The following is a 23,965-nucleotide window of genomic DNA, read 5'->3' as shown; positions in this document are numbered from 1 at the left end:
CCTCACTCCATTATACAACAAAAAGGAGGCGCAGACCTCCTTTTATAAACTTATTTCTAAAATTTAATACTCATTTCTGCCATTTCAGATATAGCTATAGAAAATACACTCTCTTCAGCGATTTTTCTCTTATTTTCTATCCAATGTCCGAAGTGCTGCTTGATAAGTTTGCTCCATCAGCATAGTAATGGTCATAGGACCGACACCTCCAGGGACTGGCGTAATATGGCTAGCAAGTGGGGCAACTGCCTCATAATCCACATCCCCACAGAGCTTACCATTTTCATCTCGGTTCATCCCAACGTCAATGACTACCGCACCGGGTTTCACAAAGTCAGCAGTAACAAACTTGGCGCGACCGATTGCTACTACAAGAATATCCGCTTTTGCAGCCACCTTAGCGAGATTATGGGTGCGTGAGTGAGTCAAGGTCACTGTAGCATTCTTTGCCAAAAGAAGCTGGGCCATGGGTTTTCCAACGATATTAGAACGACCGATGACGACCGCATTTTTACCTTCCAAGTCAATCCCATATTCATGAAACATTTCCATAATTCCTGCAGGTGTTGATGGAATCATAACTGGATGTCCAGACCAAAGGCGTCCCATATTTAGAGGATGGAAACCATCCACATCCTTTTCTGGGTCAATAGCCAATAGAACCGCCTCTTCATCGATATGTTTTGGTAATGGCAACTGAACCAAAATCCCATGCCAAGCTGGATCTTGATTGTATTTGGCAATCAAGTCTAACAATTCCTCTTGAGTAATGGTCTCTGGAACTCGCACTACTTCGCTACGGAAACCAGCCGCAAGAGCTGACCTCTCCTTGTTGCGAACGTAGACTTGGCTGGCTGGATTGTCCCCAACCAAAATCACTACCAAACCAGGCACTAGACCTGTTTCTTCCTTTAATTTTGCAGTCTTTTCAGCCAACTGCCCCTGCAATTTGGCAGCTAAAGCTTTCCCATCAATAATCTGTGTCATATCACTTCTCTTTTCTTTTCTTTCAAATATCTTCCATTATACCAAAAACTGCTAGTACCCTCTAACACTTCTTTCCTAGGCAATCCTATAGTTTCAAACTATAAGAAAAAGCTCTGGTTGAGCTTTTCACTAATCTTGTCTTGAAATTTTAAAATAGATTATAAAACCTTACTCAAGAAGTCCTTAGTCCGTTGTTCTTGGGTTTGTTCAAAAATCTGTTCAGGTGTTCCGTCTTCAACAACCACACCGTCTGCCATAAAGATAACACGATCTGCCACCTCGCGGGCAAATCCCATCTCATGTGTTACGATAACCATGGTCATTCCTGACTTGGCAAGGTCTTGCATAACAGCCAATACCTCACCTACCATCTCAGGATCCAAGGCTGAAGTTGGTTCGTCAAAGAGCAAAACATCTGGTTCCATAGCCAAACCACGCGCGATGGCAATCCGTTGTTGCTGACCACCTGACAAACTCTGTGGATAAGCGTCTGCCTTATCTGGCAAACCAACTTTTTCCAAAAGCTCTTGGGCTCTCTTCTCAGCCACTGTCTTGCTCTCACCTTTGGTCTTGATAGGTGACAAGGTGATATTTTCCATCACAGTCATATTAGGAAAGAGATTAAATTGTTGGAAAACCATGCCCATCTTCTCACGCATGGCAAACAGGTCATTCTTCTTGTCCGTAATATCGACTCCCTCAAAGATAACCTTCCCCTTTGTTGCTTCTTCCAACAAATTCATAGAGCGAAGCAAGGTAGATTTCCCGCTCCCCGAAGGACCGATGATAACAACAACTTCTCCTCTTTTAATCTCGAGGTTGATGCCCTTCAATACTTCATTCTTTCCAAAGGATTTATGTAAATTTTCAATTTTTATCAAGGTTTCTGTCATTATTTCTTATCTCCTTGTCCCATACGTTTTTCAAAAGCTTTCAAGGCTACTGTCAAAATAGAAGTCATAATCAAGTAATAAAAGGCTGCAAATAAAAGTGGTGTTAAAGGTAGATAGGTTGTTGTAGAAACTGTTGTAGCACCGTTCCACAACTCCATAACCCCAATAGCTGATAAGAGGGAGCTGTCCTTGATAATGGTGATAAATTCGTTCCCCAATGCTGGCAAAATATTTTTGATTGCTTGTGGCAAAATCACATACCGCATCGCATTTTTAGGACGAATCCCTAGCGAATAAGCCGCTTCTAGCTGACCTTTTGGAACTGCATTGATTCCGGCACGAACAGTCTCAGAAACATAAGCACCACTGTTCATAGAAATAATCAAAATCCCTGGAATCAGACGAGAAAGGTCAACACCCAAAATTCCAACCTGAATAGTCGGAGCATTGATATGCATTAGAGCAAAGGCAATCATAATCTGAACCATCATCGGTGTCCCGCGGAAAATCCAAACGTACAAGTTGGCCAGCCAAACAAGCGGTTTAAACTTTGAACGTTGCCCAAAAGCCAAGACAACACCCAAAATAGTTCCCAAAAAGACAACACAGATAGAAATGAGAACCGTCACAACAGCCCCATAGTTAAAATAAGGTAAATACTTAGGTAAAAAAGAAAAATTCATAGTCACACTGCTTTCTAAAATAGAGTACTGTATGATTATAACATGCATTGAATTAAAATTCAAATCTTTTATCCAATTTATTTAAAAATCTTTAAACTAGCAGAATTAGCGAGAAATCTTAGTTTTTTCTAGTCAAGTTGGCCTCCTTTATGGTAAAATAGTAACGATAAGAAATGAAGGAGAATCAAAATGGAATCACATTTGGTTAGAATCATCAACCGCCTTGAAGCAATGGCAAACGATGGCGGAAATTTAAAACGTAATTTTGAACGCGAAGGAGTTGTTGTTGCAGAAGTTGCATACAGCCACGACGAAGAAAACGGATCAATCTTTACCCTTCGTGATGTAGAAGCTCGCGAAACTTATACTTTTGATAGCATTGACTTAATTGCAATGGAGATTTACGAACTCCTCTACTAATCTAAAGCAAGCTGGGATTGCCCCTGCATGTCTAACCAAAATCCTTTTTGTCTCACAAATAGGATTTTTTTTAGTCCAAATTCACAAAAATTTTCATTGTAACAACTTCTCAAAGCTTCAATCTTTTTACTTGCTTTACACCCCAATCCTGTTATAATGAGAGTATAGGAATTTGACTATTTTTGACCTTTGAACAGGTCAGGCTAAAGAAAGAAATGAGGTAGATGTATGCTTTGTCAAAACTGTAAAATCAACGACTCAACAATTCATCTTTACACCAATCTCAATGGAAAACAAAAACAAATTGACCTCTGTCAAAACTGCTACAAGATTATCAAAACAGATCCTAATAACAGTCTCTTTAAAGGAATGACAGATTTGAACAATCGTGATTTCGATCCTTTTGGTGATTTCTTCAATGATCTAAACAATTTCAGACCTTCTAGCAATACTCCTCCTATTCCCCCAACCCAATCAGGTGGAGGTTACGGTGGAAACGGCGGTTATGGTTCCCAAAATCGTGGATCTGCTCAAACTCCGCCCCCAAGCCAAGAAAAAGGCCTGCTAGAAGAATTTGGTATCAACGTAACTGAGATTGCCCGTCGTGGAGACATTGACCCCGTTATCGGGCGCGACGATGAGATTATCCGTGTCATCGAGATTCTCAATCGTAGAACCAAGAATAATCCTGTCCTTATCGGTGAACCAGGTGTCGGAAAAACGGCCGTTGTCGAAGGTCTAGCTCAGAAAATCGTTGATGGCGATGTTCCACATAAACTCCAAGGCAAACAAGTCATCCGCTTGGATGTGGTTAGCTTGGTTCAAGGAACAGGTATCCGAGGACAATTTGAAGAACGCATGCAAAAACTCATGGAAGAAATTCGCAAACGTGAGGATATTATCCTCTTTATCGATGAAATCCATGAAATTGTCGGTGCAGGTTCTGCGAGCGATGGTAATATGGATGCTGGAAATATCCTCAAGCCAGCCCTTGCTCGTGGAGAACTGCAACTTGTCGGCGCTACTACCCTCAATGAATACCGTATCATTGAAAAGGATGCTGCCTTAGAGCGTCGTATGCAGCCTGTCAAAGTCGATGAACCAACGGTGGACGAAACAATCATTATCCTCAAAGGAATTCAAAAGAAATACGAAGACTATCACCACGTTCAATATACCGATGCTGCAATTGAAGCAGCTGCAACTCTTTCCAATCGTTATATTCAAGACCGCTTCTTACCTGACAAGGCCATTGACCTCCTAGATGAAGCAGGTTCTAAGATGAACTTGACCTTGAATTTTGTGGATCCTAAAGTCATTGATCAGCGCTTGATTGAGGCTGAAAATCTCAAATCTCAAGCTACACGAGAAGAAGATTTTGAGAAGGCTGCCTATTTCCGCGACCAGATTGCCAAGTATAAAGAAATGCAAAAGAAAAAGGTCACAGACCAAGATACTCCTATCATCAGCGAGAAAACTATTGAGCACATTATTGAGCAGAAAACCAATATCCCTGTTGGTGATTTGAAAGAGAAAGAACAATCTCAACTCATCCATCTAGCCGAAGATCTCAAGTCTCATGTTATTGGACAAGATGATGCTGTCGATAAGATTGCCAAGGCTATTCGCCGTAATCGTGTCGGTCTCGGTACACCTAACCGCCCAATCGGAAGCTTCCTCTTCGTCGGACCAACTGGTGTCGGTAAGACAGAACTTTCCAAACAACTAGCTATCGAACTCTTTGGTTCTGCTGACAGTATGATTCGCTTTGATATGAGTGAATACATGGAAAAACATAGTGTGGCTAAGTTGGTCGGCGCTCCTCCAGGTTATGTTGGCTATGATGAGGCTGGTCAATTAACTGAAAAAGTTCGCCGCAATCCATATTCTCTCATCCTTCTCGATGAAGTGGAAAAAGCTCACCCTGATGTTATGCACATGTTCCTCCAGGTCTTGGATGATGGTCGTTTGACAGATGGGCAAGGACGTACCGTCAGCTTTAAGGATGCCATCATCATCATGACTTCAAATGCAGGTACAGGTAAGGCCGAAGCTAGCGTTGGTTTTGGGGCAGCGCGCGAAGGACGTACCAACTCTGTTCTCGGTGAACTCGGCAACTTCTTTAGCCCAGAATTTATGAATCGTTTTGACGGCATCATCGAGTTCAAAGCTCTCAGCAAAGACAACCTCCTTCAAATCGTCGAGCTTATGCTAGCTGATGTTAATAAGCGCCTCTCTAGCAACAATATCCATCTCGATGTGACAGACAAAGTCAAGGAAAAATTGGTTGACCTCGGTTATGATCCAAAAATGGGAGCACGCCCACTTCGCCGGACTATTCAAGACTATATTGAGGACGCAATCACTGACTACTACCTTGAAAATCCAAGCGAAAAAGACCTCAAGGCAGTTATGACCAGCAAGGGCAAGATTCAAATTAAGTCTGCCAAAAAAGCTGAAGTGAAAGCTTCTGAAACAGAAAAATAAATACTATATAAAATAAGTAGAAAATGAAAATTTTCTGCTTCTTTTTTACTAAAATAACTGTAATTTCTTGACAGCTTGCCCTTTGTCCATTATGATAATAATAACGATACTAGATAATGAGGAAAATGCAATGGCAAACCCAACTTTCGGAGAAAAAAAAGCGAATACAGACTATGTTGCACGCTATGGAGTATATGCAGTTATTCCTGACGCTGAACAAAAACAAATAGTTTTAGTTCAAGCTCCTAATGGTGCTTGGTTCTTACCAGGTGGCGAAATTGAAGCAGGGGAAAATCATCAGGAAGCCCTAAAACGTGAATTGATTGAAGAACTTGGATTCACTGCTGAAATTGGTACCTATTACGGACAAGCTGACGAATATTTCTACTCTCGTCACCGTGATACCTACTACTACAATCCTGCCTACCTCTATGAAGCGACTTCTTTCAAAGAAGTGCAAAAGCCACTAGAAGACTTTAATCATATTGCTTGGTTCCCTATTGATGAGGCTATTGAAAATCTTAAACGTGGTAGCCATAAATGGGCCATCCAATCTTGGAAAAAACAGCATAAGATTGGCTAATACTCTTCGAAAATCTCTTCAAACCACGTCAGCGTCGCCTTACCGTAGATATGGTCACTGACTTCGTCAGTCTTATCTACAACCTCAAAACTGTGTTTTGAGCAGCCTACGGCTAGCTTCCTAGTTTGCTCTTTGATTTTCATTGAGTATAAATCAAGCGACTTTATTCAAAAAGTGCTATAATAGAATTAGAAAATCGGAGGAAATATTATGAAGCTTATCAATACGACAAACTCACACTCGCAACTTGTAAAAAGCCAGCTAGAAAGTACAGATGCAACCCTTGTTGAGGTTTACTCAGCAGGAAATACTGATGTTATTTTTACCCAAGCGCCGCTTCACTATGAAATCCTCATCTCAAATAAACACCGTGCTATTCGTGAGCCTGAAATCGAAACCATTCAAGAATTTTTCTTGAAACGTAAAATTGATAAGGACTCTATTGATGAAGCCAATATCAAGACACTCTACTCAGAGAAATTGATTGGAATTTCAATCCCAATCAAGTAAGGAAATTGAGTAAAAACTCGATTTGAGAGAAAGTCCAATAAGTCTTTCCATAATAAAACGCATAGTAGCAAGAGTTTCTACACCTGCTATTATGCGTTTTTATCATTTTGAATCCTTTTGCTCACGATACTACTATAGAAAAAGATTTGATTCTGCTTCTCACACAATCAAATCTTTTTCTTTTATTAAAAACGAATCGTTTCACGTGTTTTCTCATATGAGGTAACAAAGCGGTTGGTTACACCAGGCTCTGCCACTTCCAATGCTTGAGAAATCTTGTCAAATGAAGCGTGATAATCAAATTCTTTTTCAAAAATCTCTAAAGCTTCGTTAAATGCTTCTTGAATGCGTTCATCAAATGAGCGATAGCGGTTAGAATATTGCAAGAGTTGCTCTGTTAAAGTTGCATATTGTACAATATTATAAGTTTCCGTTTCTAAAGCTTCCATATCATTCGTTGCAATTTCAAGAACTCGGGTAACAGATTCAATGTTAATCATTTTCTGTTCTAACTCAACCATTAAATCCTCGGTATTATTGCTTGCCGTAAAGAATAACTTCAAGAAAGTTTGTGGAATACCTGGCAGATTGCGTTTTTCCATGTATCGCTTGATAGTATGGAGACGATTGACATAAACATTGGCCTTTTGACGTGCATTGATATCATCTTTCTCAATTTGTGTCAGGCGCTCACTAACTGAAATTTGCTCATCTTCAATATCTTTTAGTTGAGTTTGTAAATCCTCAAGATTTTCTTCAAGAACTGAATAAGCTTGGGTTGGTTCTTCTTGATTTGAAGTTATCTCAACAATAGCTGCCTCAAAATTCTCTAATTCTGTCTGAATACGACGAACATGGCTTGCAGCTGTCTCAGGAAGTAAATAGGTCTTGCTCAAACGTGCAATATCTTCTCCCAATAAAGTATTATTCTCTTTCATATGTTGAAGGTAAGTTGGAAGAGTTGCAAGTAGATTTTCCACTACTTTCTGAGCAGCAATTTCTCGAGTAAAAATATCATACAAGGCATTGATTTCCTCTTGTGCCTGTCCATTCTCATATTCGGCATTATCCAATTCCAACTGACGAATATTCTCTTGGTTTTTCTTGAATGCTTCATAAAGCAAGTGGAAACGTGCTTCAATATCCGTTTCAACAAAATGATAATTAGCATCAATTAGTTTACGATAACCATCTTCTAAATCTTCTAGTTGATCTGGTAGCTCTTTAGATAATGTTGTTACAATTGCTGGTATACGATCAACAATATGTGTCAAAGCCAAGATATGATTTTCAGCATTATCCAAAATCACTGCGGCTTCCACAGGGTCACCCGATGAATTCAAGGTTACAAATTGTGAAAATTCAGATTGGATATTTTCTAATTGTTTTTCAATTTCATCCAAGGCTTGACCATACTGTTCTGAATTTTCAGCAACTCTATGCTGAAGTTCCTCAAATAAATCCAAAGCATGAAGAACACGACCACTATTTTTAGATTCTTGCTTCTCTAAGTCTGCCAAAGCATTGCGAATTTCAGCAATATCTTCTTCAATCAAAGTAATTTGACTCTCAATTTGGTCAATTTGATGACTGGCCTTGAGAAAACGAAATGAATGGTTATAGCCTTCTGCTTCAAAGAGATTATTTTCAATATCGGCAAAAGAGTTGAGAGATAAATCGACCCATTTTTGATTCCATTCACGGAAAGCCACTTGACTTTGTCCAATCAAGTGCATATTTTTTACAGCTTCTACTTCATCATTTACTGGAAGATTGTATAGTTCTTCTTTTCTTTCTTCTAGCGCCTCTAATCTTCCCTCATTTCGCTTACGTAGAAAGATTGCCACTACATAAGCCAGAACTAAAATGACTGCAATTGCAACCATTAAATAAATTAGTTGTCCATTAGACATATCAAACTCCTTTTTTACTTGAAACAATCGTAATGATTATATCATATTTTTTAGACCAAGGGAACTACTTCTCCCGATTTTTTAGACATCAAGTGTACTATAAACGGCATTTTCTTCGATAAACTCACGACGAGGTTCTACTCGATCCCCCATCAACATATCAAAGATTTTATCTGCTTCTGCAGCATCGTCCACAGAAACTCTGGCCATCAAGCGATGTTCGGGATCCATGGTTGTTTCCCATAATTGGTGATCATCCATTTCACCCAGACCTTTATAACGCTGAATGGTTGGTTTGGCACGTCCTTCACTATGGCGAGCCAAGGCTTCTTGGAGTTTAATTTCTTGATCTGCTCCTGGCTGAATATATTCTTTAATCTCGCTTCCAACCTTGACACCATAGATTGGTGGTTGGGCGATATAAACATATCCAGCTTCTAGGATTGGTTTCATATAACGATAAATCAAGGTCAAAAGAAGGGTACGAATGTGGGCTCCATCGACATCGGCATCCGTCATCAAAACGAGTTTTTGGTAACGGGCTTTCGAAACATCAAATTCTGCGCCAAATCCTGTTCCCATGGCTGTGAAAAGACTACGAATTTCTTCGTTAGCTAGAATCTTATCCATACTTGCTTTTTCAACGTTCAAAATCTTACCGCGAATTGGAAGGATAGCCTGAAACTCACGGTTACGACCAGATTTGGCTGATCCACCAGCTGAGTCTCCTTCGACGATGAAGAGTTCTGTTTCAGCAGGATTGTTAGAAGAGCAGTCTGCTAGTTTCCCTGGAAGGTTGGAAATTTCCAAACCAGATTTTTTACGAGTGACTTCACGCGCACGCTTGGCAGCCACACGAGCCTTAGCAGCTAAAATCCCTTTTTCCACGATACGTTTGGCAATCTGTGGATTTTCCATGAGGAAATCGGAGAAGGCATCACTGAAGAGGCGATTGGTAATCTTGACCACTTCGCTATTCCCCAGTTTGGTCTTAGTTTGTCCTTCAAACTGTGGATTTGGGTGTTTAACTGAGATAACTGCAGTTAATCCTTCACGAACATCTTCCCCTGTTAGGTTGTCTTCATTGTCTTTTAGTAACTTATTCTTACGAGCATAATCGTTGATGACACGTGTTAAGGCTGTACGGAAACCTTGTTCATGCGTTCCACCTTCATGGGTATGAATATTATTGGCGAAACTCATGACATTTTCATGGTAACCTGTTGTGTACTGCATGGCTACCTCAACTGTGATATCATCCATCTCACCATCTGTGTAGATTGGTGTATCAAAGATAACATCCTTGTTCTCGTTGATATATTCAACGTAACTAGCAATCCCACCTTCATAATGATAGTGCTTGGTTTGTTCCAAACCTTCACGCTTATCTGTGATGGAGATTTGAAGACCGCGATTTAGAAAGGCTAACTCTTGAATCCGTTTATTTAATTTATCAAAATCAAAGGTTGTTGTTTCAGTAAAGATTTCTGGGTCTGGTGTGAAGTGAACCGTTGTTCCAGTTCTATCTGTATCTCCGACTACCTCAAGGTCTGCGACAACATGACCACGACGGTATTCTTGGTAATGAATCTTACCGTTTTTGTGGACATGAACATCTAATTGAGTGGAAAGGGCGTTAACTACTGATGACCCTACTCCGTGAAGACCACCTGAGACCTTATAGCCGCCACCGCCGAATTTTCCTCCAGCATGAAGAACCGTAAAGACTGTCTCAACAGCAGGTCGGCCTGTTTTTTCCTGAATATCGACTGGGATACCACGCCCATCATCGACAACAGTAATCGAATCATCTGGCTCAATAAAGACTTGAATATGACTGGCAAATCCTGCCAGGGCCTCATCAATTGAGTTATCAACAATTTCCCAGACTAGATGGTGAAGACCTTCTTTTGAAGTTGACCCGATATACATCCCTGGACGCATCCGAACAGCCTCTAAGCCCTCTAAAACTTGAATTTGACTGGCATCATAATCCTGTGCCTGCAGATTTTTGATTTCTTCTGTCATCTTATTCCTTTTTCTTACATGTCTAATACTTGTCTTAAATTCACGATACTGGTAAACAAGTGGGTATCCAGTCCTGCAGCTTGACCTGCTTCAATATCAATCGGCCGATCACCAATGACAAGACCAGAGCCAATCTGATATTTTTCTCTTAAATAAATCATAGACTCAGGATTTGGCTTTCTCTTAAAGCCTGAGCTAGAAGTCACTACTTCCGTAAAATAGGTTGCTATAGAAGTTTTTTCTAAAATTTCTAAGAGCTGATTATTTCGATGAGAGACCAAAAAATGACGGCCACCTTGATTTGAAATGTCTTCCAATAGTTCAGAAACTCCTTCAAATAAAATCGGGTGTTCTAGCTCTCTGGCTTCATTTTCCTTGTATTTTTCTAAAAAATGCTCTAAGTTGGGAGCGAATGTCTCAATCGCAAAATCAGTAGAAACCTTTAAAGCTTGATAGACACTATCGTGGTCTTGTGTGATGCCATACAGTGCCAATGTTTCAACAAAGGCAGCTGTTGAAGTTTCATAATTATCCAGTAAAGTTCCACCTAAATCCCAGATATAATCGTGATATTTCATACCCTTCATTATAGCATTTTTTTATGAAAAAAGCGATGATTTCCCTGATTTTTCCACATGAAAAACGAGAGAATAACTCCCGTTTTACTGATTTTTACCAAAGACATCTCGATAGAGCATTCCTGTTCGTAAAGTCTCTGCGTCTCCTCCTAATTGCTCCACCAACTCGTAGGCAAAGGCAAGGGCTGTTGATGGACCTCGACTGGTTATCAAATGACCATCTACCACTACTGTTTCCTTGACGTAGTGACCATCAAGGATTTGCTCTTGAACACCGTCATAACAAGTGTACTGCTTGTTTTTCAATAGCCCTGCTTGATTGAGGGCAATTGGCGCCGCACAAATAGCTGCCAGTTTCTTCCCTTCTCGTTCGAAACTTTGCAATTCTTGCATCAAAGCCTGATTATCGCGCAAATGTGCAGAACCAGGCATCCCTCCAGGAAGGACAATCATGTCATAGTCTGATAAATCACCATCAAAGACACGATCTGCTCTTACTTGGATTGCGTGCGAGCCTGTCACTTGCTCTTCAAATCCTACCATATGACAAGTGATATTGGCGCGACGCAAGACATCTACAACTGTCAAGGCTTCAATTTCTTCAAAGCCCTGAGCTAACATAACTGCTACTGTTACCATGATTTTCTCCTTATTTGATTTGTTTTAATACAACCTTTTTCCGTTTGAATGGAACTTTTCCGCTCTTTTCTTCAGCTAGATTAGTCTGGTAACTCATCGATAAAAGCAAGCCAACACCAATCAAATTACTGATAATAGCTGATCCCCCTTGAGAAATGAAAGGCAAGGGAATCCCAGTCAAAGGAAGCAAACCTGTTACGGCACCGATATTCTCAAAGATATGAAAGAGTAACATCATAATCAAGCCAGTGGAAATATAGGTGTAGAATTGGTTATTTGATTTCAGAGTAATCTTCAACATACGATAAATCAACATGAGATAAAGGGCGATAACAAGGACAGAGCCAATAAAGCCAAAATCTTCTGCAATGACCGTGAAAATCATATCCGACTCTCGAACTGGGATAAGCAGATTCGAAGCATTAAATCCCTGACCAAATAAGCCACCACTCCCAATGGCAATCTGCCCTTGAGCCTGCTGGTAAGTCGTTGTTTGGGCAAACTCAAAGGGATTGAGCCAAGCCAAAATCCGATTGATTTGGTAGGTCGGCATTCCAATCTGGTGAAGAAAAGCTCGTCCGTCCTTGCTAAGAAAGATTGCTAAGAAACCAGCAACTCCTGTTACAGCAGTCACAAATACTGGGATAATAATTTTCCAAGAAACCCCTGATAATAAAACGATTCCTGAAAAAATGGCTACAAAAACCAAAGCCGTCCCCAAGTCACTTTGAAGTGCCAAAAGAACTAGGACTGGAATGGTAAAGAGAATCATCCAAAAAATTAACAAAAAGTCCAGCGGAACCGTGCGTCTCCATTCCTTATGTTTCTTTGTAAATTGAACTATCACACGAGCCAACATGAGAATATAGGATATCTTCATAAATTCTGACGGTTGGAATAGGGTAATTCCATTTATTGATACCCAGTTTTTGGCACCCGTTGATGCAACCAGGCTTGGATTATAAAAGACGATCGGCAAAACCATGAGTCCCAAGCCTAAAATATATAGAAAGGGGGTCACCTTCCAAAGAAACTCTGTATTGAAGAGCATGACGATAAAACCAATCACAAGCCCCAAGGCAATCCAGGCGACCTGCTGCCCTAAAATGGGCAGAATATTATTTGGATAATCATGACTAACGGCTATATAGATAGCCACCACGCCAATAACCAGTAGAAAAAATACTGGCAAGAGCAAACTATAATCGACTCTAGAGTCGAGAGAACGTTTCATATACACTAACCTTATACTTTCATACAATACTATTTATCAAAGTTCATTTAAAAATCTATCAATAGCCTCATTAACTTCAGATTGAGCAATCGTTGTAACACTCGCTTCTTTTGCTAGAGAAGTCACTATTTGCTTGCCGTATCGTTTTCCGACAATTCTCCTATCCAGAATGAGGGTTAAGGAACGTTGGTGTTCACGTCTCATACTTCTTCCCAAAGCCTGTTTTAAACGAATAATGGCCATTGGCAACTGATAATCATAAAAGGCATTTTCCCCTTCTTGATTCAGTTCTTGATTAATCTTTTTCGTCAAGGGCTCTTGAGGATTTTGGAAAGGAAGTCTTGGTACAACTTGAATCACAAAAGGATGGCTTGAAAAATCAACTCCCTCCCAGAAACTTGCTGCACCAAGCAAGATTTGTTGTTCTCCTTTTTCAAAGCGTTTCTTCAGTTGATGAACATCACCATTTTTATACTGGGCCAAGTGGCTAACTGGAAGTAAATCCGATACTGCTAGAAGCATGTCTTTGGCAGTAAAGAGAGCCAAAATCGGTTGTTGGAAAGCTTGAACTCCCATCAGCAAATCAGCTACCTCCTTGGCATAGACTTCTAAGGAAATTTCTGTTACTAGAGGAAAATCCTTGACCAAGACCACTTCTTGATCCTGTTTTTTACCAGCTTCAATCTTAACAAATTTAGCTTCGGGATAGCCTAACAGGTCTGCCAAAGAAACTCTCTGACTAATCTCAAGAGTAGCCGACACTCCCAAGACTTGACACGAATCAGGCACTAAAGAAGATAGAAGAATACGGCCTGATTTCGTAGAAGAAATCTGAATTTTCTTTTGACCCGTTTCAGTTGCTTCAAGCCAGTAATCTCGGTCAGCTGTAAAATAGCGAACCAGCTCCTCAAAGCCTTCTACCTCTAATTCTGAAAAATACTGATGGAGATTGACCAGAGAATCTAAGATATTTTTCCTAGATTTGCCAGACTGAAATTGTTCTATCAAGTAGAGGCACTCAAAGCGAATACTTTCTAGTATTCGTTGCTGAACCTTATTTTGCTCCTCCAGTAAAGCCTTATCAAGCAAATCGATAATAGACTGGATATCGTAGGTCTCTTGAAGCAGATTTTCTAGAGACAACAAAACTTTTTGAACTTCATCAATAATCAATAAACGGTCACTGATAAATTCAGGATTATCTTCCAGTCTGGTTACAAGATAGGCATGATTGGTCACTAAAAGCTTGCAGGTCTCTGCCCTTTCTTGACTACGTTTCCAAAAATCTTCTGTTACAAATAAACTTTTAGAAGATAACTTTCCGTCATGACGAAGATCTGTTAGAAAATGTTGATAACGGTAGAGTTGCCCAATCTCATCCAAATCCCCTGTCTCTGTCTCAGTCAGCCAGACCAAGACTTGCATTTTAAAGCGTCTAAATAAGCGATTTTCATCATTTTCCTGCAAGGAACGATAAAAGGCATCCAACTTCAAATAATTTTGAGGCCCCTTTAAAGAATGAATATATGTATGAAATACTTCCTTGAGGCGTTTACCTTCTTCTTCCATGATTTGATTTTGAAGAATCTTTGTCGGAACGCTAAGGATAATCTGACGCTCTTTTACTTGGGACAAAGCGGGTAAGAGATAGCCATAAGTTTTCCCAATCCCTGTCGGCGCTTGAATCAGAGAGACAGGCTCATCTTTCAATAGCAAGCCAACCTCTTTAGCAAAACTTTCTTGTTCCTCCCTCACTTCAAGGTTCAACAAAGAAATATTTTTAGAAAAATCTTGAGATAGTTTTCGTGGCTCATTGGGAGCTGCAGTTTTCTTGAAATATAGCCCTTGAACTTCAATCAAGTCTGGAGAACTAAGGATAGATTGGTTGCGATAAATTTCCTCAATAACCAGGTAGGACTCATATAAGAGAGCGTCAGCCATTTCCAGCAAGCGTTCCAAGAGACCTTTCGGAAGCTGGGCCATCTTTTCCCGTAGAAATAAGAGTAATTCCGCTGTAGCTTGGGCGTCTGAAAGGGCTGTGTGAGCGTGTTTTAGAGGAATTCCTAATTCTCGGCACAATATCGGCAAACTATATTTTTCCAGTTCAGGGAAAAAGACTTGGGCCAATTCGACCGTGTCAACACGAGGATTTCTTAGTTCATAGCCTTCAAAAAATAAATTTTCCGCCAAAAGATTGGCATCAAACTGAACATTATGGGCTACAAAAAGCCCATCCTCCACCAAGTCAAAGATTTTTCTAGCAACTTGCGAAAAATCAGGTGCTTGCGCCAGACGTTGGTCTGTCAATCCTGTCAGTTCTTTGATATGAGCATCCAAGGGTTCATGTGGATTGACATCCGTCGTATAGTGATCGACGATTTTTCCGTCCTCAATCACGACAATTCCCACTTGGATAATTTTAGCCTTACTACCTGTGCTAGTTGCCTCTAAATCCACCACAACATAGCGATTACCAATCGTTTTCATTATAAAAAATTATACCAAAAAAAGGGCCATTTGGCACCTGCAAACATAGGATAATTTTCAAACTCAAGAAGGTCACTTTTCTTAAAAATCCTAATAAATAGAGCATCCTAGCCTACTTATTTTTTGAAAATATTGGAGAATAAGAAAAATTGAGAGAAGAAATGTTTGCATCTTTCTTCTCTCAACGAATCATTTACTTTATTTAACCATGTCAGGATCGTAGTCATAAAATCCTGTATCAAGGAAACGGTTTTTAGGGTGAAGTTTACGCACTTCTTCATCCAGCAAGAAGGCTTGGTCATGGCTAAAGTTGCCCTCTTGAATCAAGCTACGCACTTGGATAAAGAGTTTTGCAATCTCAACAAAGTTTTGACCTGGAGTATAAAGTCCTTCTAATTTCCAATGGGTAAAACCATGCTCCACCAATTCTGTCAATTTAGTCATCAAATCAAGGTCGTTATTGGCAAAGATATGGGTACCATGATTATCTTCAAAAATGGAATAGTGGCTCTCTGGGTCACTTGGCTCTGCCAAGAAGAGGTCACGCTTGCGCGTCTTTTCATCATCGATATGCGTAAAGTTATAGTAGTTTTGCAAAAGTGGACGTTTAGAATGATGGATGACACTAGCACCGTACACCAAAACTTCAGCAGGAATTTCTAAAATCTCTGGCATTTTGAAGAGTTCAGCCGATGGAATTTCACGCGCCAAAACAGCCTCAGATGCGCCAGCCTTTTGTCCCCAGAAGTTAATCTGACGACTGCTTGTCACCATAGTTGAAGCATCATAAATGGTCTTAAATGAATAACCATCGCGGTTGACTACGTAGAAGACACCTGCATCCCCAATCGTAATGTAGTCTGTCTTGATTTCTTCCAAAAAGTCTAAGAAAGGTTTGATACGGTCCATCATATCTTGGTGCATGAGGGCATTGACTGCAACAATCAATTCCTTACCAGCATCATGAACCAGCTTAGCGATTTCACGCAATTGGTCATGACTAAAGGTCGTTGGTAGACGAAGGCCAAAATCTTTCTCACCGACATAGATACGGTCTACGCCAGCTTCGAGCAATTGTTTAACTTGTTCAATACTTTCAGCAGTTGCTGTAATGATAATCTTTTCCATAGGAAAAATTATACCATATTTCTCCAAAATCAGCTATTCTTTGAAAATGAAAAGGGACCTTATTCTTTTTGTAACCTTTCTGTAATAATTCTCTGCTGAAAAAATGATAAAATAGGTATGTACTGTTAAGGAGAGAATCATGCCCGTAAGAAAATTACAATCCTATGAAGTAGACTATCAAGAAGAATTAAACCAGCAACTTCCTCATTATCAAGCTTATACACCTGAAGCACAAGCTGATAGCAATCTCAAAGAAATTTTATTTTTTGTCAATATCGCTGTTTTTTGTATCTGCATTGCTATCTTTAGTTTTATCTTTTTATCATTAAAATTAACAACTGTGCTCGCCTTACCTGCAGCAATAGTATCCAGCTTACTTGTTTTAAAAGTCCAACGCTCTATTATCAAACGAAAACTTAAAAAATAAACATATCGCCCCGTCTGGAGCGATATGTTTATTTTTTCTTTTTAGATGGTGTGTGAATGGCAATCTTCACTTCAAAGATTGTTCCCTTTGGCTTATTATCTTTAACAGTAATGGTTCCTTTTAGCGCATCTACAATTTGCTTGGCTAGGGACAATCCTAAACCAAAGCCACCTTTTTGCCGGGTTCTAGCCTTGTCGACTCGATAAAAACGATCAAAAATTTTCTTTTTATCTTCTGTCGAAATACCGACTCCATTATCGGAAACTAGCAAATAAAGATTACGATCGGTCGCCGAGATAAGAAAATCAATTTCACCATCCTCTTCAGTATACTTGACAGCATTATCAAATAAGATAGTCATCAACTGCTTCAAGAGCAGTTGATCCGTCACAATCGGACGATGGATCCGATTTTCAAAACGGAAGACACGATCATTTTCCGAAGCAATCATCTCATAGTTTGTGAAAGTCGTATTGAAAAAACTAGTTGGAACTTCTGCAAGTTCTGGCTTAATGCCATCATCTCTACGAGCTAAGTTCAACAAGTTTGTTGTCAAAAAACGCATATTTCGGACTTCTTCCAAACTAGAGGCAATGCTTTCGCTTACATCCATAATGGTTGCTTCTGGCTTACGAAAAAGGGTCTCTAAGCGATTTTGCAAAACTGCGAGTGGAGTTCGTAACTCATGACTAGCATTTTCCACAAAGGACTGTTGCTTCTGCATGCTCTCAAGCAGAGGCCTAACACTGACCCTAGCTAGATAGAGACTGGCAAGTAAAGACAAAATCCAGAAACTTGCCATCACAATCACAATCAATTGTTCGTGCTTTTGACTGGCCTGCTCCAACTGACTGGTATTAATCAAGATAGCTGCATACTTGATATTGGTTGAAACCGAACTGATATTGGTTTCCATCAAAATCATGCGATAGATTTCTTCTTGTCCATAGCTATTAAAAACCTGAATCTGATAGATATGGCCTAGTTCTTTTTTCTCTAACTTAATCTTATCCAATCCCAAAAATCGATTTCCAGAAAGGAGCTGTGTAAAATTCTTATCAAAAAGAATAACCTCCGTATTGGAACTGACATTGGGTTTTATCTCAGTCTTACTAGTATCTGTAGCGGCATTCTCTAAATCTTTAATCTCTTCTGTTGCCCTATTTACAGCAAGCTGAATAACTGCCTGAGGATTTTCACTCAGTCCATGAAGCTTATCATCTACCGAAGTATAGAGACTCGAATGCATGACCTGCAAAATAATCAGAGTCATTGTAGAGAAAATCAGAGTGAAGACACCAAAGTTGCGAATAAAATAACTAAAATCATCCGCATACCATGTTTTTTTTAGTTTACTGAACATCTTTTAAAATATACCCAACACTGCGCAAGGTTTGCAAATTCTCTGCAAAAGTGGTTCCTTTTAATTTCTTACGGACTTTTGAAACATAGACTTCGACAACCGAAATCGTTGTGTCACTATCAAATCCCCATAGACGATCAAAAATCTGAGTCTTAGGCAAAATAACATTTTGATTTTGAAGGAAATAAACTAATAAATCAAACTCTTTACCTAGCAATTCGACAGGAGTATCTTCGACTTTAACGGTATTGGTTGACAAATTAACCACAATATTTCCATAAGTCAAGGTGTTTTCATTAAACTTGCCTGAACGTTTGAGAAGGGCTTGAATCCGCATTTTGAGTTCTTCGAGGTAGAAAGGTTTGGTCAGATAATCATCCGCTCCCAGTTCAAATCCATGTCCCTTATCATCCAAACTTTCCTTGGCAGTCATGATCAGAACTGGAGTCGTAATCCCCTTTTCACGCAATTCTTTCAAGACTTGGAAGCCATTTTTTTCAGGCAACATCAAATCGAGCAAAATCAAATCATAGACGCCACTTTCAGCTTCGTAGAGACCTTCTTCCCCATCAAATACCTGCATGACATCCGCAAAATCGTCTAAAAAGTCAAATACTGAATTTGACAGGCCTAGGTCATCCTCAACCAATAAGATTTTTATCATGAGAAACTCCTCCTTATTAAAACCATTATACCAAATTTGCCTTAAAAAAAACTCAACTCTCTGCATTTTATACTCAATGAAAATCAAAGAGCAAACTAGGAAGCTAGCCGCAGGCTGTACTTGAGTACGGTAAGGCGACGCTGACGTGGTTTGAATTTGATTTTCGAAGAGTATTACATGAGATAGCTGAGTTTTCTTTTTATTTTAGGCTCATTTATGAATTTCCGTATTGAAGAACGACTGCTTCCACTGCAGCTTTTTCACGGTTAATCAAGTCAACACGCGCTGCAATTTCCTTGATTCCCATACCGATGTTACGGCTAAGAGCAAGGTCAGAAAGTTGTGGTTCAAAGAATTCCTTGTACTCTGCCAAGCGTTGCTGAGTCTTAAATACGTGTGCAGGAAGGATAACAAAGCTATCAAAGCTCATATCTCCACCAAGAGCTGCCTTAATCCAAGCCCAGTTTTCACGTGCCCAAGACCATGCTGTTTCCTGAGTTACTTGGTGAGCTAGGAATTGGTAATACCAAGCAGACAAGTCCTGCGGTTTGACCACAAATTTGTCCTTCCAAGAAGCAATCAAGGTTTGGATATTGTTCGCATCTGTACTGTAAGCAAGAGCAGCTGCCAACTGACGTTTAAAGACAGCATCTGTTGCGTGAGTATAAGTATCAAGATAAAGTTCTAACAAGTCTTTAGTCTCATGATGTTTCATCTCATTGATAAGGACTTGTGAACGAATAGCTGCTGGAAGTCCTGCAAGATTCTCCTTGTGAGCCGCGAAGATTTGGCTAGCGACTTGACTAGCTTCTGCATCATTTGAGCGAATCATCATAGAAACAGCCAACTGACGAACCAATTCATCCTCATCTGATTCTCCGTCTTTAGCTTCAAAACCAAGACGGTCATAGTTGTGACGAGCCAATTTAGCAACCAAGGCTTTGAAGGCTCTTTCAGCTTCTGTTCCTTCATCGATAAAGCGCTCAAGGGCAGAAATGACTTCAGAAACAGCTGAAACGACAAGGTAAGATTCTTCCTTAGCAAGTTTATCAAGAACTGGGAGCAAGTCAGCATAAGAAATGTGCCCTGCCTCAGCAAGCAAACGACGTTCTTGAACGATTTGCAGTTTACTTGTGTTATCAAGCTCAACTAGGTCAGCAAGAACAGCATCTAACAAGTCTCCTTGATAGTCTGTAATGTAGTGGGCTGTATTTTCAGTGTTGAGGCGAAGTGCCGTTTTGTTTTCAGCAAGAAGAGCTGCGTAGCCTGGAATTTCGATGCTTTCAGTTTCAAGTGTATCAGGCAAACCTTTCCAGTTGCTATTAAGTGGCACAACCCAGAGACGGTCCTTATCTTCGTGCTCACCGATGAAGAATTGTTTTTGTGAAATCTTCAAGACATCATTTTCAACTTTGACAGTGAGAACTGGATAACCAGGTTGTTCCAACCAAGAATCCATGAAGGCTGAAACATCACGGCCAGATGCTTGACCAAGAGCATCCCAAAGGTCACGACCAATTGTATTGCTGTACTGATGTTTTTCAAAGTAGGCGTGCAAACCTTTGGCAAAATCGGCATCACCTAGCCAACGACGAAGCATGTGCATGAGGCGACTTCCTTTGGCATAGACGATAGCTCCGTCAAAGAGCGTATTGATCTCATCTGGGTGTTTAACTTCGACGTGAACAGACTGAACACCATCAGTCGCGTCACGTTCAAGAGCAAGAGGTACTCCACCTGTTTGGAAATCTTCAAAGATATTCCAGCTTGGCTCAATGGCATCCACACAGACGTACTCCATCATGTTAGCGAAGCTTTCATTGAGCCAAAGGTCATCCCACCATTTCATAGTAACGAGGTTACCAAACCATTGGTGAGCCAACTCATGTGCCACAACAAGAGCAACTTGTTGACGGCTGGCAAAGGTAGAGTTCTCATCCACAACCAAGTAAACTTCACGGTAGGTCACAAGACCCCAGTTTTCCATAGCTCCAGCTGAGAAGTCAGGAAGGGCGATGTGGAGAGATTGAGGGATCGGGTACTTAACTCCGTAGTAATCTTCGTAAAACTCAATAGAGCGAACAGCAATGTCCAGTGAGAAATCAAGATTAGATAATAGGTGAGCTTTGGTTGAGTAGACACCTACAAGGGTACCATTTTTAGTTTTAGCGGTCACACCTTGCAAATCACCCGCAACAAAGGCTAACAAGTAAGAAGACATGCGAGGTGTTGTCTCAAACTTCCAGATACCTGTTTCCTTACGTTTTTCAACATCGATTTCTGGCATGTTAGACAAGGCCAATTCACCTTCTGCTTGGTCAAAACGTAGAGAGAGGTCAAAAGTTGCTTTGGCTTCTGGCTCATCCACACATGGGAAGGCTTCGCGCGCAAAATGACTCTCGAACTGAGTAGACAAGACTTCCTTCTTGACTCCATCAACTGTGTAATAAGAAGGGTAAATCCCTGTCATGTTGTCTGTAATTTTTCCTGAGAAAGCGATAACCACTTCAACTTGACCAGCCTCAGCCAATTCGATATGAAGGGCTTCATTTTCATGGTCAACTGTAAATGGACGAGCTTGACCTGCAACTTCTACAGAAGCGATTTCCAAGTCTTTTTGATGAAGGGAAATGCGGTCACTCTGTGCTTGGCCACTAATAGTCACCTTTCCAGAAAACGTCTTGGTCTCACGACTCAAGTCTAAAAATAAATCATAATGTTCAGGAACAAATTGCTTAATAAAATGTTCAACTGCTTGCATAGTTTTCTCCTATTCTAAGTTTAAGAGCTAAAGCTCTTCTTCAAACAAACTTATTATATCATGTTTTGCTTAAGAAAAAAGGATTGGACGGCGATTTCCAAAACTTTCTTCCTTCTAATAGCCTACAGTGGGTAGACCTTGCGAAATTCTTCTAAAACAACCTTGCTTTCAGGTGTAAAAGTCAGTCCTGCTTCACCCAAACAGTCTGTGAAAAAATCCTCATGAACCTGACGCCAATAGGTAAGTGATTTGTCTCCCTCACCTTCCTTATAGGCATGTTCAGCTGATACTCGATTGAAGGATTTAACAGAAACCTTTGTAATTTCGACAATGCAGACAGCCTGATTTTGACTATCTAAAATGACATCAAAAGTTCCTTCTTGAGGAAGAGACTCGGCTTCTAGTGCATAGAGGTCGTAGGCTGATGCTGTTGCAGTCTTTTCGCCTCTTAAAACCAAATCTGCTAAAAGGTCTGGTTCCACTCCAAAAGCCCAAGCATCGATTTGATCTCCTATAGAGGGGTTAATTTTCTTGTATGCATTCCACATTTCTTGCGGTGTCATGGGCGCTCCTTTGTAATTTTTTACTTTCTTCTTTTATGTGTTTAAGATGATCTGCATGGTCAATCTCTAAATCAAAAATCTCTGGAATAGAACTATAGTGGATATTGCATTCGATACCCATCTGATTCATTTTTTGTATGAAAGAAACATTCAGATATCCTGCTACAGCAAAGTCAATCTTTTTCGTCCTTGCTTTATCCTGCATCTGTCTCAACATATCTAACATAATTGGATTTTCCATATCATGCCATTGACTGTTTCTCACAGTCGCAAAAACAAAAGAAGTCAAATCATTCATTCCAACTACAATCTTTGAAATGCCCGTTTCCATTATTCTGTCCAAGTCAAAATATGCTGACGGTAATTCAATCATCGTGGCAATTTTCCCAGTAAAGCCATGCCGACGCAATACTGTAATAGCTTGTTTTAATTGATCGGCATCATTGACAAAAGGAAAGATAACAGACAGATTGGGATTGATTTGATAAACTTCTGTAACGACATGTGCTTCAGCCTGAAATTCATCCAGACACGCCAGTAAACGCCTAGTCCCTCTATAACCAAACAAAGGATGGCGTTCATCAAAATACTCTTTAGTCCCCTTTAGACAATTAGCTTCTATATTCGTTAATTCAGAAAAACGATACCAAACTTCTTCATTTGAGTACAGGGAGCAGATAGTCTCTAGATAATCTTTTACAAATTGCTGACAACTGGGTAATAGGATGTTTTGATTAAGCTCTCTCAACAAGTATTCCCCACGAATCATTCCAATGTAGTGAAATAGTTGAGGATAAACTTTTTCAAGAATTTTTTCGCCACTAAGAGCAAGTTAATTTTGCATGTCCATTCACCTCATCTTAAAAGATATAATATCAGCTATCATTATATGACACTTTTCTCTAGTTCAAAAGCTACATAAGGTCCAATTAACTCATATCCTAAAAATTCTGCTACTTTTTTGGAAGCCTCGTTATGAGCATCCCAAAGTGGAAACATATCTCTATTTAAACTCTCTAGAATCATTGCAGCACCAAGCTTTTTAGCAAATCCATTTCCTTGTTCGTTTGGTCTAGTTGCAACTTCCACTTCAACTGCTTCACTGTAAACTAACCCTGAGGAAATCCCAGCAATCAGTTCATTATTTTTAAGAATCACAAAGCCAAATCCACCTTTTAAAACAAAATCCTGATAGGACTCAAAATCCCCCTGTAAATCCTGTGACCATTCTTCCGTAGAAAAGCAGTTATAAATATGATTATCAATAGGCACAATATTGTAGCCTTCCTCTAAATGAGTAACTAGATCATTTAGAAATTTGACTTGAAAATTTGCCTTATCTTTAAAAGAATAGCGAGTAAAAGAATTTAGCCCCACTTTCCGATGCAGAAAATCTTGCCAATTAGTATTTTCTGAAATAATAATCTTATAATCTAAACCATATTTTCTAACAAAATCTTCCCAAAATCTGGAATCCAACTCCCCTGCTAGGTATAGAAAATTCCCAACATCATAAAAGCTTGTTGCCCTATCATTGTTTCGGTAGACAGTTCCAATTTGAGATTTAAGACCATAGAGAACCATATTTTTCTTCCATGTTTTAAATAGTTCCATTAT

Annotated in this window: 22 protein-coding genes; 5 read left to right on the top strand and 17 right to left on the bottom strand. The window is 39.8% G+C overall.

Annotation, left to right across the window (positions count from 1 at the left end):
* Positions 1 to 129: 129 nt before the first annotated feature.
* The 3 genes from DSY56_RS00760 to DSY56_RS00750 form a co-directional block, all read right to left on the bottom strand.
* Positions 130 to 987 (bottom strand): bifunctional methylenetetrahydrofolate dehydrogenase/methenyltetrahydrofolate cyclohydrolase, encoded by an 858-nt coding sequence (locus tag DSY56_RS00760; RefSeq protein ID WP_000192089.1) that lies wholly within the window; start codon positions 985 to 987, stop codon positions 130 to 132.
* Positions 988 to 1,145: 158 nt separating this feature from the next.
* Complete coding sequence (locus tag DSY56_RS00755; protein WP_112443516.1) at positions 1,146 to 1,880, bottom strand: amino acid ABC transporter ATP-binding protein; 735 nt, start codon at positions 1,878 to 1,880, stop codon at positions 1,146 to 1,148.
* A complete protein-coding gene (locus DSY56_RS00750; RefSeq protein ID WP_001011642.1) occupies positions 1,880 to 2,563 on the bottom strand; it encodes an amino acid ABC transporter permease in 684 nt (227 codons plus the stop codon). The genes DSY56_RS00755 and DSY56_RS00750 overlap by 1 nt, the downstream gene beginning before the upstream one ends.
* A 189-nt stretch (positions 2,564 to 2,752) precedes the next feature.
* Here DSY56_RS00750 and DSY56_RS00745 point away from each other — a divergent pair, with 189 nt between their 5' ends.
* From DSY56_RS00745 to DSY56_RS00735, 3 genes are all read left to right on the top strand, one after another.
* Positions 2,753 to 2,983 (top strand): DUF1797 family protein, encoded by a 231-nt coding sequence (locus DSY56_RS00745; protein WP_000443574.1) that lies wholly within the window; start codon positions 2,753 to 2,755, stop codon positions 2,981 to 2,983.
* A 228-nt stretch (positions 2,984 to 3,211) separates the two neighbouring features.
* Positions 3,212 to 5,470, top strand: a complete 2,259-nt coding sequence (locus DSY56_RS00740; protein WP_112443515.1) for an ATP-dependent Clp protease ATP-binding subunit — start codon at positions 3,212 to 3,214, stop codon at positions 5,468 to 5,470.
* Positions 5,471 to 5,600: 130 nt separating this feature from the next.
* Positions 5,601 to 6,053: an NUDIX hydrolase gene (locus tag DSY56_RS00735; protein ID WP_112443514.1), complete on the top strand. Its 453-nt coding sequence runs from the start codon at positions 5,601 to 5,603 to the stop codon at positions 6,051 to 6,053.
* Here DSY56_RS00735 and DSY56_RS12165 read toward each other — a convergent pair.
* The gene (locus DSY56_RS12165; RefSeq protein ID WP_000693452.1) at positions 6,050 to 6,196 is read right to left on the bottom strand and encodes a hypothetical protein; all 147 of its coding nucleotides are present in this window, start codon (positions 6,194 to 6,196) and stop codon (positions 6,050 to 6,052) included. The genes DSY56_RS00735 and DSY56_RS12165 overlap by 4 nt on opposite strands.
* A 67-nt stretch (positions 6,197 to 6,263) precedes the next feature.
* On the opposite strand from DSY56_RS12165, the gene DSY56_RS00730 reads away from it, so the two are divergent.
* The gene (locus DSY56_RS00730; RefSeq protein WP_000767194.1) at positions 6,264 to 6,563 is read left to right on the top strand and encodes a DUF1827 family protein; all 300 of its coding nucleotides are present in this window, start codon (positions 6,264 to 6,266) and stop codon (positions 6,561 to 6,563) included.
* A 185-nt stretch (positions 6,564 to 6,748) separates the two neighbouring features.
* Here DSY56_RS00730 and ezrA read toward each other — a convergent pair whose 3' ends face one another.
* The 7 genes from ezrA to DSY56_RS00695 form a co-directional block, all read right to left on the bottom strand.
* Positions 6,749 to 8,476: a septation ring formation regulator EzrA gene (ezrA, locus tag DSY56_RS00725; protein ID WP_112443513.1), complete on the bottom strand. Its 1,728-nt coding sequence runs from the start codon at positions 8,474 to 8,476 to the stop codon at positions 6,749 to 6,751.
* 81 nt (positions 8,477 to 8,557) lie between these two features.
* The gene (gyrB, locus tag DSY56_RS00720) at positions 8,558 to 10,504 is read right to left on the bottom strand and encodes a DNA topoisomerase (ATP-hydrolyzing) subunit B (RefSeq protein WP_023942865.1); all 1,947 of its coding nucleotides are present in this window, start codon (positions 10,502 to 10,504) and stop codon (positions 8,558 to 8,560) included.
* Between the two features lie 14 nt (positions 10,505 to 10,518).
* Entirely contained in the window at positions 10,519 to 11,082 is a 564-nt protein-coding gene (locus tag DSY56_RS00715) for an HAD family hydrolase (RefSeq protein WP_200832311.1), read from the bottom strand.
* Between the two features lie 84 nt (positions 11,083 to 11,166).
* Positions 11,167 to 11,721, bottom strand: a complete 555-nt coding sequence (locus tag DSY56_RS00710) for a DJ-1 family glyoxalase III (RefSeq protein WP_112443511.1) — start codon at positions 11,719 to 11,721, stop codon at positions 11,167 to 11,169.
* A 10-nt stretch (positions 11,722 to 11,731) separates the two neighbouring features.
* Entirely contained in the window at positions 11,732 to 12,955 is a 1,224-nt protein-coding gene (locus DSY56_RS00705) for an FtsW/RodA/SpoVE family cell cycle protein (protein WP_112443510.1), read from the bottom strand.
* 36 nt (positions 12,956 to 12,991) lie between these two features.
* Positions 12,992 to 15,442 (bottom strand): bifunctional DnaQ family exonuclease/ATP-dependent helicase, encoded by a 2,451-nt coding sequence (locus tag DSY56_RS00700; protein ID WP_112443509.1) that lies wholly within the window; start codon positions 15,440 to 15,442, stop codon positions 12,992 to 12,994.
* A gap of 198 nt (positions 15,443 to 15,640) precedes the next feature.
* On the bottom strand, positions 15,641 to 16,570 hold the full coding sequence (locus DSY56_RS00695; RefSeq protein WP_112443508.1) for a peptidase U32 family protein: 930 nt from the start codon (positions 16,568 to 16,570) through the stop codon (positions 15,641 to 15,643).
* A 139-nt stretch (positions 16,571 to 16,709) separates the two neighbouring features.
* On the opposite strand from DSY56_RS00695, the gene DSY56_RS00690 reads away from it, so the two are divergent.
* A complete protein-coding gene (locus DSY56_RS00690) occupies positions 16,710 to 16,997 on the top strand; it encodes a DUF3270 domain-containing protein (protein WP_112443507.1) in 288 nt (95 codons plus the stop codon).
* 28 nt (positions 16,998 to 17,025) lie between these two features.
* On the opposite strand, the gene ciaH is transcribed toward DSY56_RS00690, so the two are convergent.
* The 6 genes from ciaH to DSY56_RS00655 all read right to left on the bottom strand — a co-directional run bounded on the left by ciaH (position 17,026) and on the right by DSY56_RS00655 (position 23,962).
* On the bottom strand, positions 17,026 to 18,360 hold the full coding sequence (gene ciaH, locus DSY56_RS00685) for a two-component system sensor histidine kinase CiaH (RefSeq protein ID WP_112443506.1): 1,335 nt from the start codon (positions 18,358 to 18,360) through the stop codon (positions 17,026 to 17,028).
* Positions 18,350 to 19,024: a two-component system response regulator CiaR gene (ciaR, locus tag DSY56_RS00680; RefSeq protein WP_000590639.1), complete on the bottom strand. Its 675-nt coding sequence runs from the start codon at positions 19,022 to 19,024 to the stop codon at positions 18,350 to 18,352. The genes ciaH and ciaR overlap by 11 nt, the downstream gene beginning before the upstream one ends.
* A gap of 214 nt (positions 19,025 to 19,238) precedes the next feature.
* Positions 19,239 to 21,785 (bottom strand): M1 family metallopeptidase, encoded by a 2,547-nt coding sequence (locus tag DSY56_RS00670; RefSeq protein ID WP_112443505.1) that lies wholly within the window; start codon positions 21,783 to 21,785, stop codon positions 19,239 to 19,241.
* Positions 21,786 to 21,907: 122 nt separating this feature from the next.
* Positions 21,908 to 22,348, bottom strand: a complete 441-nt coding sequence (locus tag DSY56_RS00665) for an ASCH domain-containing protein (RefSeq protein ID WP_112443504.1) — start codon at positions 22,346 to 22,348, stop codon at positions 21,908 to 21,910.
* Positions 22,308 to 23,159, bottom strand: coding sequence for a putative PEP-binding protein (locus DSY56_RS00660; protein WP_234990545.1), 852 nt, complete (start codon positions 23,157 to 23,159; stop codon positions 22,308 to 22,310). The genes DSY56_RS00665 and DSY56_RS00660 overlap by 41 nt, the downstream gene beginning before the upstream one ends.
* Before the next feature lie 74 nt (positions 23,160 to 23,233).
* Positions 23,234 to 23,962 carry a GNAT family N-acetyltransferase gene (locus tag DSY56_RS00655; RefSeq protein WP_112443503.1) on the bottom strand — a complete coding sequence of 243 codons (729 nt, stop codon included), beginning with the start codon at positions 23,960 to 23,962 and terminating at the stop codon, positions 23,234 to 23,236.
* Between the last annotated feature and the right edge of the window lie 3 nt (positions 23,963 to 23,965).

It is taken from the genome of Streptococcus sp. 596553, from assembly GCF_900411395.1.
Lineage (GTDB): Bacteria > Bacillota > Bacilli > Lactobacillales > Streptococcaceae > Streptococcus > Streptococcus mitis_BA.
Note: the sequence above shows the minus strand (reverse complement) of the source record. Positions and strands in the feature narration are given on the sequence as shown.

Bases quoted from the DNA above. Each gene is read 5' to 3' on its own strand.
- DSY56_RS00760 (WP_000192089.1), bottom strand. From the start codon at position 987: ATGACACAGATTATTGATGGGAAAGCTTTAGCTGCCAAATTGCAGGGG.
- DSY56_RS00755 (WP_112443516.1), bottom strand. From the start codon at position 1,880: ATGACAGAAACCTTGATAAAAATTGAAAATTTACATAAATCCTTTGGA.
- DSY56_RS00750 (WP_001011642.1), bottom strand. From the start codon at position 2,563: ATGAATTTTTCTTTTTTACCTAAGTATTTACCTTATTTTAACTATGGG.
- DSY56_RS00745 (WP_000443574.1), top strand. From the start codon at position 2,753: ATGGAATCACATTTGGTTAGAATCATCAACCGCCTTGAAGCAATGGCA.
- DSY56_RS00740 (WP_112443515.1), top strand. From the start codon at position 3,212: ATGCTTTGTCAAAACTGTAAAATCAACGACTCAACAATTCATCTTTAC.
- DSY56_RS00735 (WP_112443514.1), top strand. From the start codon at position 5,601: ATGGCAAACCCAACTTTCGGAGAAAAAAAAGCGAATACAGACTATGTT.
- DSY56_RS12165 (WP_000693452.1), bottom strand. From the start codon at position 6,196: ATGAAAATCAAAGAGCAAACTAGGAAGCTAGCCGTAGGCTGCTCAAAA.
- DSY56_RS00730 (WP_000767194.1), top strand. From the start codon at position 6,264: ATGAAGCTTATCAATACGACAAACTCACACTCGCAACTTGTAAAAAGC.
- ezrA (WP_112443513.1), bottom strand. From the start codon at position 8,476: ATGTCTAATGGACAACTAATTTATTTAATGGTTGCAATTGCAGTCATT.
- gyrB (WP_023942865.1), bottom strand. From the start codon at position 10,504: ATGACAGAAGAAATCAAAAATCTGCAGGCACAGGATTATGATGCCAGT.
- DSY56_RS00715 (WP_200832311.1), bottom strand. From the start codon at position 11,082: ATGAAATATCACGATTATATCTGGGATTTAGGTGGAACTTTACTGGAT.
- DSY56_RS00710 (WP_112443511.1), bottom strand. From the start codon at position 11,721: ATGGTAACAGTAGCAGTTATGTTAGCTCAGGGCTTTGAAGAAATTGAA.
- DSY56_RS00705 (WP_112443510.1), bottom strand. From the start codon at position 12,955: ATGAAACGTTCTCTCGACTCTAGAGTCGATTATAGTTTGCTCTTGCCA.
- DSY56_RS00700 (WP_112443509.1), bottom strand. From the start codon at position 15,442: ATGAAAACGATTGGTAATCGCTATGTTGTGGTGGATTTAGAGGCAACT.
- DSY56_RS00695 (WP_112443508.1), bottom strand. From the start codon at position 16,570: ATGGAAAAGATTATCATTACAGCAACTGCTGAAAGTATTGAACAAGTT.
- DSY56_RS00690 (WP_112443507.1), top strand. From the start codon at position 16,710: ATGCCCGTAAGAAAATTACAATCCTATGAAGTAGACTATCAAGAAGAA.
- ciaH (WP_112443506.1), bottom strand. From the start codon at position 18,360: ATGTTCAGTAAACTAAAAAAAACATGGTATGCGGATGATTTTAGTTAT.
- ciaR (WP_000590639.1), bottom strand. From the start codon at position 19,024: ATGATAAAAATCTTATTGGTTGAGGATGACCTAGGCCTGTCAAATTCA.
- DSY56_RS00670 (WP_112443505.1), bottom strand. From the start codon at position 21,785: ATGCAAGCAGTTGAACATTTTATTAAGCAATTTGTTCCTGAACATTAT.
- DSY56_RS00665 (WP_112443504.1), bottom strand. From the start codon at position 22,348: ATGACACCGCAAGAAATGTGGAATGCATACAAGAAAATTAACCCCTCT.
- DSY56_RS00655 (WP_112443503.1), bottom strand. From the start codon at position 23,962: ATGGAACTATTTAAAACATGGAAGAAAAATATGGTTCTCTATGGTCTT.